General features: G+C 57.5%; 10 protein-coding genes. 7 read left to right on the plus strand and 3 right to left on the minus strand.

From position 1 onward, the window contains the following. The first annotated feature begins 9 nt into the window (after nucleotides 1-9). The 7 genes from IV433_RS21240 (at nucleotide 10) to IV433_RS21270 (ending at nucleotide 8225) form a co-directional block, all read left to right on the plus strand. On the plus strand, nucleotides 10-1887 hold the full coding sequence (locus IV433_RS21240) for an ABC transporter ATP-binding protein (protein ID WP_195815810.1): 1878 nt from the start codon (nucleotides 10-12) through the stop codon (nucleotides 1885-1887). Between the two features lie 40 nt (nucleotides 1888-1927). Next, a complete protein-coding gene (locus IV433_RS21245) occupies nucleotides 1928-3472 on the plus strand; it encodes a glutathione ABC transporter substrate-binding protein (RefSeq protein WP_165057831.1) in 1545 nt (514 codons plus the stop codon). 68 nt (nucleotides 3473-3540) lie between these two features. After that, nucleotides 3541-4461 (plus strand): ABC transporter permease subunit, encoded by a 921-nt coding sequence (locus IV433_RS21250; RefSeq protein WP_195815811.1) that lies wholly within the window; start codon nucleotides 3541-3543, stop codon nucleotides 4459-4461. Between the two features lie 9 nt (nucleotides 4462-4470). Further along, nucleotides 4471-5382, plus strand: coding sequence for an ABC transporter permease subunit (locus IV433_RS21255; RefSeq protein ID WP_195815812.1), 912 nt, complete (start codon nucleotides 4471-4473; stop codon nucleotides 5380-5382). A gap of 36 nt (nucleotides 5383-5418) precedes the next feature. Next, complete coding sequence (locus tag IV433_RS21260; protein WP_195815813.1) at nucleotides 5419-6501, plus strand: P1 family peptidase; 1083 nt, start codon at nucleotides 5419-5421, stop codon at nucleotides 6499-6501. Next, nucleotides 6498-7319: a M55 family metallopeptidase gene (locus IV433_RS21265; RefSeq protein WP_195815814.1), complete on the plus strand. Its 822-nt coding sequence runs from the start codon at nucleotides 6498-6500 to the stop codon at nucleotides 7317-7319. The genes IV433_RS21260 and IV433_RS21265 overlap by 4 nt, the downstream gene beginning before the upstream one ends. Beyond that, on the plus strand, nucleotides 7320-8225 hold the full coding sequence (locus IV433_RS21270) for a LysR family transcriptional regulator (RefSeq protein WP_195815815.1): 906 nt from the start codon (nucleotides 7320-7322) through the stop codon (nucleotides 8223-8225). A 795-nt stretch (nucleotides 8226-9020) separates the two neighbouring features. On the opposite strand, the gene IV433_RS21275 is transcribed toward IV433_RS21270, so the two are convergent. From IV433_RS21275 to IV433_RS21285, 3 genes are all read right to left on the minus strand, one after another. Then, complete coding sequence (locus tag IV433_RS21275; RefSeq protein WP_195815816.1) at nucleotides 9021-10112, minus strand: iron-containing alcohol dehydrogenase family protein; 1092 nt, start codon at nucleotides 10110-10112, stop codon at nucleotides 9021-9023. Nucleotides 10113-10186: 74 nt separating this feature from the next. Then, the gene (locus IV433_RS21280) at nucleotides 10187-11035 is read right to left on the minus strand and encodes a MurR/RpiR family transcriptional regulator (protein WP_195815817.1); all 849 of its coding nucleotides are present in this window, start codon (nucleotides 11033-11035) and stop codon (nucleotides 10187-10189) included. Nucleotides 11036-11038: 3 nt separating this feature from the next. Then, nucleotides 11039-12358 carry an MFS transporter gene (locus tag IV433_RS21285; protein WP_195815889.1) on the minus strand — a complete coding sequence of 440 codons (1320 nt, stop codon included), beginning with the start codon at nucleotides 12356-12358 and terminating at the stop codon, nucleotides 11039-11041. Nucleotides 12359-12511: the final 153 nt, after the last annotated feature.

The raw sequence follows: 12511 nt of genomic DNA on the forward strand, positions 1-12511 counted from the left end.
AGACGTTTTTTGATTAATGAACAGCCATCGCCAATCTTGCAGATTAACGATTTGTCGGTCACGTTTTCCGGCCGTCAGGGCAAAACTCAGGCGCTGAAGGGCGTTTCCTTTTCTATTAATAAAGGTGAAGTCGTCGCCGTGGTCGGCGAAAGCGGCTCCGGTAAATCCGTCACGTCGCTCAGCGTGATGGGCCTGCTGCCGGATTCCGCCCATATCAACGGCGGCAGCGTAAATTTTTTCGGGCGCGACGGCACACGCCACGCGCTCAATTCCCTTTCGGCAGAATCGCGGCGCAAACTGCGTGGCCGCGAAATGTCGATGATCTTTCAGGAACCGATGACGTCGCTGAACCCGGTCTTACGGGTCGGCGATCAGCTCACGGAAGGGCTGATTGACCACGGGATGGCGACAAAAGCCAATGCACTGAACAAAGCCCGCGAACTGCTTAAACAGGTGCGTATCCCCGACGTTGAACGCATTCTCAAATGTTATCCCCACGAACTTTCCGGCGGTATGCGTCAGCGCGTGATGATTGCGCAGGCGCTGGCCTGTGATCCGGCATTACTGATTGCCGACGAACCCACCACGGCGCTGGATGTCACCGTGCAGGCGCGCATTCTGCAAATCCTGCGTGACCTGCAACAGGGCACCGACATGTCTGTTCTCTTCATTACGCATGACATGGGCGTGGTCGCTGAAATTGCCGACCGCGTAGTGGTGATGTATCAGGGCAATGTGGTGGAACAGGGCAGCGTGACCGAAATTTTTGCTCATGCGCAGCATCCTTATACCCGCGCGCTGCTGGCCGCCGTGCCGAAACTGGGCGACATGCGCGGGCTCAAATGGCCACGCCGTTTTCCGCTGCTCGGCGCGGCTAAAAATGGTGCAAATAAGCAATCGATTGCAGGTGATGAGGCTCACATTTCAGCCGCAGACGGCGATCAGAAAACCGCGAATTACGACGCGCCGCCGCTGCTGGATGTGCGCGGGCTGCGGGTCTGTTATCCGATTCGTTCCGGCGTGCTGTCGCGTGTGACCAAAGAAGTTCACGCCGTTGAGCAAATTGATTTTTCAATCTGGCCGGGCGAAACGCTGGCGCTGGTCGGGGAAAGTGGCTGCGGAAAATCCACGACCGGGCGCGCGATTTTGCGTCTGGTCGGCAGCGAATCTGAAAGCATTCATCTGGAAGGCAAAGAAATCACGCTGATGCGCGACACGCCGTTTCAGGCCGTCCGCCGTCAGATCCAGATGGTGTTTCAGGATCCCTATGCGTCGCTGAACCCGCGTCTGACCGTCGGTTTTTCGATTGCTGAACCTTTATTACTGCACGGCCTGAAAAAATCACTGGCAGATGCCACGCCGGTGGTGAATCAGCTGCTGAAAAGCGTCGGGCTGGATCCCTCTTTTGCGCGCCGCTATCCCCATGAATTCTCCGGCGGCCAGCGGCAGCGTATTGCCATCGCACGCGCCATGGCGTTGCAGCCGCAGGTGATTATTGCCGACGAAGCGGTGTCGGCGCTGGATGTTTCTATTCAGGCGCAGGTGGTGAATCTGATGATGGATTTACAGCGCGACACCGGCGTGGCGTGGCTGTTTATCTCGCACGATATGGCAGTGGTGGAACGCATCGCCAACCGGGTTGCGGTGATGTACAGCGGTCAGATTGTGGAGATTGGCCCGCGAGACTCCGTGTTTAGTAATCCTCAACACTCTTACACCCGTCGCCTGCTCAGTTCGGTGCCGGTGGCGGATCCGACGCAGCGTGCATTGCGCAATTTTGATGATGTGGAAGTGAAATCGCCGGTGCATCCGGCCGGTGTACAGATAGAAAAACTCAGGTACAGCCAGGTTTCGCCGCACCACTGGGTGGCTGAACAACAGGCATAACGTTAATTTTTTTCTTTTTTGGAATACACAGGAGAAGTTCATGCACTCAACGTTCCTACGTAAAAGCCTGCTGGCCGCAGGGCTGGCGCTGTGTTTTGCCGCCTCCGCACAGGCGAAAGATCTGCGCATTTCCATGTATGCCGACGTGACGGGTTTTGACCCGCACGACACCACGGATACGCTGAGTTATTCCATTCAGAGCGGCATTTTTGAACGTCTGTTCCAGTTCGATAACAAAATGGCCGTCGTGCCGGTGCTGGCGACCGATTACACCAGTAACAGCGACGCCACAGAATTTACTATTAACCTGCGTCACGACGTGACCTTCCAGGATGGCACGCCGTTTAACGCCGATGCGGTGAAAGCGAACCTCGATCGCCTGGCGAACCCGGCCAATCATCTTAAACGTAACTCACTGTTCAGCATGATTAAATCGGTAGATGTGGTCAGTCCGTATCAGGTCAAAATCACGCTGAATAAACCGTTCGGCGCGATGATTAACACGCTGGCGCACCCGTCTGCGGTGATGCACAGCCCGGCATCGCTGAAACAGTATCCGAACGAGCAGGATCTGAGCGTGCATCCGGTCGGAACCGGTCCGTTTAAATTTGTCGAATGGCAGCAGGGCAAAGACGTGAAGCTGGTGAAATACGACAACTACTGGCAGAAAGGCTGGCCGAAAGTCGATTCCGTAACGCTTTACCCGACGCCGGAAGATTCTACGCAGGTGGCAAAACTGAAATCGGGCGGCGTGGATGCGGTGTATCCGCTGCCGTCTGATCTGGTGGAAACCGTGAAAAGCGACCCGAAACTCGATATTGCGCAGGACCCTGGCATCTACCTGTATTACATCGCCTTCAACACGCAGAAAAAAGAGTTCTCCGACGTACGCGTCCGTCAGGCAATCAACTACGCCATCGACCGCAATCTCTGGCTGAAAGTGGGCTTCGCCGGTTTAGGTTCGCCGTCCACGTCGCCGCTGCCGAAAAACGTCCAGTTCTATCAGAAGCAAACTACGCCGGATTACAGCTACAACATCGCCAAAGCGAAAGAGCTGATGAAAGAAGCCGGGTATGAAAAGGGCTTCGACGTGGAAATGTGGAGTTCGAATAAAACCGACCGCATTCGCAGCGCGCAGTTCCTGAAACAGCAACTCTCGCTGATAGGCGTGCGCGTGAAGCTGGTGCCGATGGACGCCGGAACCCTGACGCAGCGTCTGTGGAGCACGCCGAAACCGGCAGATGCGAAAGTTGAAATGTATTACGGCGCATGGTCTGCCTCGACCGGTGATGCTGACTGGGCACTGCGTCCGCTGTTCGCGACCGAATCGTGGATCCCGTCGGCGTACAACGTGTCGTACTACAGCAACAAACAGGTCGATGCGGCGATCACCGCCGGGCTGCAAACCGCCGACGTTGAAAAGCGTAAAGCGGCCTATGCCGATGCGCAGAAACTGCTGTGGGCCGATGCGCCGATGGCGTATCTGGGCGTACCGGACAATCTGGTCGGTAAGAGCAAAGCGTTGTCCGGCGTCTACATGCTGGCCGACGGTTCTCTGATTTTCAATCAGGCACAGTTTAAGTAACAGAGGTGCTGTTTTACTCCCTCCTTTTTATCGGGGAGGGAGTTTACTGAATTCAGGGAAACACATTTATGCTGACTTATTTTCTCCGCCGGATACTGGAAATGATCCCGGTTTTACTGGTGGTGTCCTTACTGGTATTTGGATTTATCAAGCTGCTGCCGGGTGACCCTGCGCGTATTTACGCCGGTCAGGATGCGCCGATTGAGGCGGTTGAGTCAGCGCGGCAACTGCTTGGCCTGAATGATCCGCTTCCGGCGCAGTACTGGCACTGGCTCAACGGCATGGTGCATGGCGATCTGGGCACGACATACCGCACGCGTCAGCCTGTGCTAAGCGTGATTGAAAGCGGATTTATGCCCACGTTGCTGCTGGCGCTGGCCGGTTTCGCCTGGTCGGTGGTTCTGGGGCTGGTGATTGGCGTGGTCTCGGCGCTTAAACGCGGCAAGTGGCAGGACTGGACGCTGATGAGTATGGCGGTCGGCGGGATTTCCATGCCGCCGTTCTGGCTCGGATTGCTGCTGATTCAGTTTGTTGCCATGCCGTTTGGGCTATTTGCCGTCAGCGGATTTAACCAGCCAACCGACATCATTTTACCGGCGATTACCCTCGGTTCTTCGGTCGCAGCGGTTATGGCGCGTTTCACCCGTTCGGCGTTTCTCGATGTCGCGCAGGAAGATTACGTACGCACGGCCAACGCGAAAGGCTTACGTGCGCGGCTGGTGACCTGGAAACACATCATGCGCAACGCGCTGATCCCGATACTTACCATGCTCGGCTTGCAGTTTGGTTTCCTGCTGGGCGGTTCGATTATTGTCGAAAGCGTCTTCAGCTGGCCGGGGCTGGGCTGGTTACTGATTGAATCCATCAAAACGCAGGATCAGCCGGTTATTCAGGCGCTGGTGATGCTGTTCGTCTTTGAATTTATTCTGATTAATCTGCTGGTTGACCTGCTTTATGCGGTGGTTAATCCGGCGATTCGTCTGCGCTAGGAGCTGCATATGACCGATCCTGTCTCAGTGCCCGGAGAAAATCCACCGGCAGCGGTTGCCCCGCACAGCGATGATATCCGCTCGCCGTGGTACGACTTTTTCCAGACGTTTATCCGTCATCCGATGGCGCTGGTGTCCGGCGGATTTATTCTGCTGCTGATCCTGGTGGCCATTTTTGCACCGTGGCTCGCGCCTTATGATCCGATGACGCCGGACTGGATGGCGCTGGGCGTCGGTCCGACGCCGGAACACTGGTTTGGCACCGATGATTTAGGCCGCGACGTGCTCAGCCGCATTATTTATGGCGCGCGGATTTCGCTCTACGTCGGCATTTTCTCGGTCACGCTGGGCATGATTGCCGGTGTTTTGCTCGGGTTACTGGCGGGCTATTATGGCCGCTGGGCGGACATGCTGATCATGCGCGGATCCGACGTTCTGTTTGCGTTTCCCGGTATGTTACTGGCGATAGCTGTTGTCGCCATTCTCGGCCCCGGCCTGAATAACGTGATTATCGCCGTGGCGGTGTTCAGCGTACCGGTTTTCGCCCGCATCGTGCGGGCGGCAACGTTATCCATCAAACAAAGTGCCTACGTAGAAGCGGTGCGCTGCGTCGGTGCGCCTGACCGCGTGGTGATTTTGCGCCACATTCTGCCGGGCACGCTTTCGAACGTGATTGTCTATTTCACCATGCGCATCGGCACCAGCATTCTCACCGCCGCCAGCCTGAGTTTTATCGGCCTTGGCCCGGAACCGGACGTGCCGGAGTGGGGCAATATTCTGGCGATGAGCCGTAACATGATGATGGCGGGCAAATGGAACGTCAGCGTTTTCCCGGGTCTGGCGATATTCCTCACGGTTCTGGCGTTTAATTTGCTTGGCGACGCGCTGCGTGACACGCTCGATCCTAAACTGAAGAAGTAAGTTCTGACTGAACTCATGACATGAAACGGAAGACTGATGCACCCGCAAGATAATCAAGACGAATTCACGCAGCAGGCGCTGGCGGCCTTGCTGCAACGCTGGCGCAAAACGCGTCAGATCTTTCACCCGCGTTTTCCCTGCGGGCCAGCCAATTCCATCACCGACGTTGCAGGCGTGACCGTCGGCCACAGCACGCTGGCGGCGGGGGATATCCAGACCGGCGTCACCGCGATTGTGCCGCCGGGCGACAACCTTTATGAAACCCCGTTGCCGTGCGGCGCGGCGGTGCTGAATGGATTTGCTAAACCGATGGGGATTACCCAGATAATGGAACTGGGCGAACTGCAAACGCCCATTCTGCTCAGCAACACCTTCGCCACCGGCACCTTGTTCAACGCGCTGGTGAAACGCAGTTGCGCACAGTTCCCGCAAATTGGCCGACCGGACGCGACCATTAATCCGGTGATCCTCGAGTGTAATGATTTCTATCTTAACGATATTCAGGCGATGGCGGTCAGTGAAGACGACGCGCTGACCGCACTCGACGGCGCGACAACAACGTTCTCCCGTGGCAGCGTGGGAGCCGGGCGTGGCATGAGCAGTTTCGGCCTTAAAGGTGGGATCGGCACGGCGTCGCGCTGGTGTGAAGAACTGAACGCAACGCTCGGCGTGCTGGTGCTGGCGAATTTCGGCAAGTTGTCCGAACTGACGCTAGACGGCGTGCGTGTCGGGGACGCTATCGCGCAAATCCAGCCACAACTCGCTCCGCAGGTGGACGCCGGTTCTGTCATTATCATCATGGCCTGCGACCGTTATCTCGACAGCCGCCAGCTCGGACGGATCGCCAAACGCGCCGGCGCCGGGTTAGGGCGCCTGGGCAGCTACTGGGGTCACGGTTCGGGTGATATCGCGCTGGCATTTTCCACTCAGCGTGACGGTGTCACGTTGGCGGATGCAAAATTAGAACCGCTGCTGGCGCTCGCAGCAGATTCTACAGAACACGCTATTATTGATGCCTTACTGAGTGCAGAAACCGTCTGTGGATTCGACGGACATTACCGGCTGGGGCTGACTGAAATTCTGGACAACCTCGCAAATTTAAAAGGGAACCCATTATGAAAATCTTTATCTCTGCTGACATCGAAGGTATTGCGGGCGTGATGCGCCCCGAGCAATGCAGCCCGGGCAATGCGGATTACGATGCCGCGCGGGCGCTGATGGAAGGCGAAGTGAATGCGGCCATCGACGGTGCATTTGCCGGTGGCGCAACCGAAGTCACGGTCGCTGACAGCCACGCGATGATGCAGAACCTGCGTGCAGACAAAATCGACCCGCGCGCCCGTCTGGTGCAGGGTAAACCTCGCGGATTATCGATGGTTGAAGGCCTGCAACAGCAGCAGTACGACGGCCTGATGTTTGTCGGTTATCACACTGCCGCCGGAGAAAACGGCGTACTGGCGCACACCATTAATGGCCGCGCCTTTTACCGCGTCAAACTCAACGGCAACGTGGTTGGCGAAAGTGATTTGTATGCCGCCGCCGGGGCCGAACTGAGCGTTCCGCTGTGGCTGGTGACCGGCGACGATCATCTCGAAACCTGGATCCGCCGTCATTACCCGGAATCACAGTACGTCTGCGTAAAACGCGCGATTTCCGCCAATGCCGCCGAATCCGACAGCCCGTCAATTGCCTGCGCCAAAATCCGCAAACAGGCGACGATTGCCGTCAGCAAACCCGCGCCGCTTACCGCCGGAAGATTCAGCGGGCCGTACCATCTGGAGCTGATGGCCGCCAGACCGGTTCTGGCCGACTTGTTCAGCCTGATCCCGGGGGTTGAGCGCATCGACGCCGTCACCGTGGGTTATCACAGCCCGAACGTCGCCAATATTATCAGCCTGTTAAGCGCGTTTTCTTATCTTGCGACGACGCAGAAATAAATGCGCTTACGCCACATTGAAGTCTTTCAGGCGGTCTTACAGGCGGGCAGCGTCAGTGGCGCGGCACGTCTGCTTAACGTTTCGCAGCCCAACGTCAGCCGCGTACTGAACCACGCCGAGCAGCAACTGGGTTTCACGCTTTTTGACCGCACACCGCAGGGGCTGATCGTCACGCCCGAAGGCCGCCGCCTGATGCCGGAAGTCGAGGCGTTGTTCAGTCATATTCAGGCGATTGGCGAACTGGCGGAACAGTTGCGTCAGGGCGAAGGCCAGCATGTGCGCATCGGTTCAGCGCACGCGCTGGGGCACAGCGTTATGGCTCCGGTACTCGTGGATTTTCGCCGCCAGACGCCCGGCGGCAGCGTCGAACTGGTGACCGGGCATTTCAACACGCTGAGTCAGGATCTGCTGCAATACAAAATGGATTTCGCGCTGGCGTTCGGCGAGCAGGCCACGCAGGAACTGGTCGCCGAGTCGATTTATCAGGCCAACATGGTGGCGTTATTACCGAAGAATGCCGAAGTCGAAGGCCCGGTGTCGCTGGCGTGGCTGTGTGAAAACGATTTGCTGATGCTCCAGCAACAGGATCCGCTCGGGCAGGTGCTCAACCGCGTCCTGCGCGAGAATGGCCTGATGCCACATTCCGCGTTGTTCATCAAAACCTATTCCGTGATTGCCGACATGGTGCTGGCAGGCGGTGGTGTTGGCGTTGTTGATACGTTCACCGCCCGGCGGTACGTCGATCAGCTGAAGATTGTGCCCGTCGTGGAGGCATTGCCGTTTGAGGTGATCCTGCTGAGCAGGAAGGATCAGCCTGCTTCGCAGGCGGCGTTAAAGCTTAAGCAGCTGATTCGGAGGAAATTGTGGGAGTTGGGGGAGGACAAAAGGGGGCTTTTGAATCCCTGATTCGGAGTCGGCTTCAAATTCAAATTCAAATTCAAATTCAAATTCAAGGTCGTGGGCGTCGGCCCACACCGACCAAAGACCCGGTAACGCGCGGGTCTCTGGACTCTGCGCTTTTTTAACTGCGCGCTGCCGCTCGCTGGCTATGTTTCAGGTGCCACAGCTATTGCCGCAAAATCCCGCCGCTGCGCGGTTCCCTCCACTCGGGTTACAAACCGCGCGAACAGATACGCGGTTTTCCACCTCTCGCTTTGGCGCGATTTTTGAAAGCGGCCAGAAGCTATGTAATTCAAAAGATTGATGCTGGCTGGTTTTGATTTGCTCCTTCCCCTCTCACGAGGGGAAGGCCGGGATGGGGTGTTGGTTTTAGCGGCTCAGTTGCCTGCTAAACCCCCTCCCGGCCTCCCCCTTCGCAGGGGGAGGAGCAAACCAAACCACTGTAATAGGGTGAAAAAGCCTCCGGCCGCTTTCAGAAAGCTTGCTGAATGAGTGTTTCGAGACCGAAAGGCTCGAAGACCGAAATGAAGGTACCGCGCAGCGGCAAGTTTTCGCGGCAATAGCTGTGGCACCTGAAACATAGCCAGCCAGCGATAGCGCGTGTTGTAAAAAGACGCGGAGAGTCCAGAGAGGGCCCGTCCTGGCCCTCTCTGTTCGGTTTCGGCGCCAGCCGCTGAGTGATAGCTGTTATTGAAAAACCGAAATTTACTCGGTCAGCGGTCAGCCATCACGGCGAGTGAAAAACCGAAACTGTCTCGATCCCGTCAAAAACGAAGTCCCGTTTCGGTGACAACCCAAAATTTATCGACCCGTTTGGGCGGCGAGCCCTTCCACTCTCTCAATTGCACTTCTCACATCTGCGAAACAGACATCCCCCGGCATGTTCGCCATGTCCGGCGTGCTCAGACTCCGGTCGATAATCACTGCCAGATCCTGCTCCGTCAGGCCCGTCGCGATGTGCGAAAGCTGCGTCGGGACAGCGCTGGCACGCGCCAGGGCTAAGGCTATGTGCAGCTCTTCATCGCTGCGGCCTTCGAGTGCCAGCAGGCACAGATTCCCGTAGCCGACCAGCAAACCGTGGGCGACGTGGCGGGTTTTGGCGCAGGCGGTGAAACCTTCGTATAACGCGTGGGACGCGCCGGTGTGTGCGCCGTTGCTCATAATGGATGTCAGTCCTGCGTAGAGGAAAATCGCATCGAGAACCTGTTCGAGCGCGTTGTTGGCTTTGCCGTCCTGCACTGCGAAACAGGCGTCGGCGGCGAAGTGTTCGATGAGCGTATAGCAAAGTTCACTGTTGGTTCTCGCAACACCGGCAAGGCCGGTGAGCTGGGTCAGATCACTGATGGCGCGGTATTCGTACCATTTTGCCAGCGTGTCGCCGATACCGGCTGAGAGCCACGCCAGCGGAGAAGCGGCGAGCAAATCAGCGTCGATCACCGCCGCCGCCGGGCCGCAGGGGAGCGGAACCATGTCGCGGAACTCGCCGTCCTCATGATAACGAAACGCCAGCGAGGTGACGGCAGAGCAGGTACCCGCGATGCTCGGCAATGTGACGACCGGAATATTACAGGCGACGCCCGCCGCTTTGGCGGTATCCAGCGCCTTTCCGCCGCCGGTGGCGATAATCACTTCAACGCCCTGCGTGCGGAAAACGTCCGCCAGCCGGTTGATTTCCTGCTGGCAACATTCGCCGCTGAAGATTTCACTGCCAAGATAACTGACCATCTGTTGTTCGAGCTGATCGGCGACTTTGGCTTCCACGCTGGCAATTGCCCGTTTACCGCCGACCAATAACGCCCGCTGGCCGAGACGGCCGCACATTGCGCCTAAATGTTTAATCGCTCCGCGTCCGCGAAGTACGCTGGCAGGAAAAACCAAACGGTGGGTGAACATGGCTGCCCTCAGATAAACGCATAAAACGGAGTGTTTTATGAAGTATAGAAGGCGCGTTGTGAAGTGCCGGAATATCAGCGGCGGCGCTGGCGCACGGCGTCATGGGTTTTGCGTAAGGCATCCCGCGCGCCCGGAAAACGCTGCGCAACGCCGATATACAGGCAATCGATAATCAGTAACTGGCTGGTGCGGCTCGCCATCGCGGCGGCGCGAAAACCCAGTTCGCGGCTGCTGGTGAGCAGCACAATGTCGGCTTTGCGCGCCAGCGGTGACCGGCCACTGGCGGTGATGGCAAGCGTTGCCGCACCGGCATTTTTCGCGTGCAGGAGTGCATCCAGCACGCCCGCCGTTTCGCCGGAATGGGAAATCGCCAGCGCGACATCCGCCGCCGTTAACTGACAGGCGCTGACCAGGCTTTCATCGGTGCTGCCGAACGTCTGAGCGACAAAGCCGATGCGGCGCAGTTTCTGGCAAAAATCCTGTGCCACCAGCGAAGACGCGCCTGCGCCGTAGACGTCAATCCGACGCGCCTGAGCCAGCGCCGCAACGGCTTCTTCCAGCGATTCGCCTTTCAGCAACTGCGCCGTCGCCGTCGCGCCTTCCACCTCAAACGCCAGCAGTTTATGCAGGATTTGCTTCGGGGAGTCGGCTTCATTAATGTCTGCCGCCAGCGGCGATTCAGCGGGCGGCAGCGCAAGGGGCAATTCTGCCGCCAGCGCCAGCCGCAGCGCGGGATACCCCTCAAACCCTAACCGTTTGCTGGTTCGCACCACGGTGGCGGTGCTGGTTTCGGCAAGTTTCGCCAGTGCGGTGACGCTCAGTTTCGCGACATCCGGCGGGCTCAGCATGATGAGCGTAATAATCCGCTTTTCAGCCGGCGAAAAGCTGCCCTGCAAAGCCTGTAAGCGCGATTGCAGATTCATCGGTTATTTTTCCAGTTCGCGAAGATGGTCGTCTTTGCGCAGCGTCATCAGCGCAAACAAACTGACTACGCAGGTTGCCACCACGTAGTACGCCGGAATATCCAGATTCCCGGTTTCTTTAATAAGGCCGGTGATAATCAGCCCTGCGCAGCCGGAGAACACGGCGTTTGACAGCGAATACGACAGCCCGAGACCGGTATACCGCACGCGGGTCGGGAACATTTCCGCCAGCATTGCCGGGCCGGGGCCTGCAATCATGCCGATGGTTGCACCGGCAATCAGCACGGCGACGCCTTTTGCCAGCAGGCTGCTGTCCGGGTTTTGCAGCAGATGCAGCAGCGGGAAGCTGAGAATAATCACCGCCAGCACGGCAATCATCATCACTTTTTTGCGGCCGATTTTGTCACTCAGCCAGCCCGATGGCAGGATCGCAATCGCGAAACCGACGTTCGCCAGCACGGTCGCGACCAGTGCCTGTAAAAACGTGGCGTGAAGCGAGGTTTGCAGATAAGACGGCATCACCACCAGGAAGGTGTAACCGCCCGCCGACCAGCCCATCATGCGGCCAATCCCCAGCGTGATAGCTTTGGCGGTCGCCAGCGCTGAGGCTTTTTCTTCCGCCGTGCGCGGCGCGTTTTTTTCCGGTTTCTGGCTGGCAATAAAGGTCGGCGTTTCGTCGAGTTTCAGACGCAGATAAAGTGCCACCAGCCCCATCGGCAGGGCCAGCAGGAACGGAATGCGCCAACCCCAGGCTTTCATTTCAGTTTCCGGCAGCCACTGCACCAGAATGGCCACCAGCGCCACGCCGGTCAGCAGGCCGAGTGACACGGTGAACGACTGCCACGCGCCGTAAATTCCGCGTTTACCTTTCGGGGCGAATTCCGTCATCAGCGAAACCGCGCCGCCAAATTCACCGCCTGCAAACAGGCCCTGGAACATGCGCATCAGCGTCAGTAACAGCGGCGCGGCGACGCCAATTTGTGCGTAAGTCGGCAGGATACCGATGATGGCGGTGGCGATCGTCATCAGCAATACCACGGCAATCAGCGTGGGCTTACGGCCAATGCGGTCGCCGATGCGGCCAAAGATAATGGCGCCAATCGGGCGGCAGAAAAAGGCCAGCGCGAACGACGCGTACGTCAGAAGTAAACCGGTCATGCCGGTCTGGCCTTCGAGGGTGAAAAAGTTACCGGCGATCAGTGTCGCCAGATAGCCGTAAACGCCAAATTCGTACCATTCGATAAAGTTGCCCACCGAACCGGCGATTAACGCGCGGCGTGACTGGCTGGCAGAGGCAGGGGAAAGCTGTCCGGTGCGGGTCATCATTAACCTCATAAAAAGGAAAGAAACGGTGGGAATAAAATGTAAATAATTTTCTAAATTCAGGTGATTATTATGTCAATAATTTTCATGTGTTGAGCAAAATAAAAGCGAAATCTGTGGGGTAAGGCAGATTTTTTGGCAGAAACGGCAGAG

It is taken from the genome of Rahnella laticis, from assembly GCF_015644585.1.
GTDB classification, from domain to species: Bacteria; Pseudomonadota; Gammaproteobacteria; order Enterobacterales; family Enterobacteriaceae; genus Rahnella; species Rahnella laticis.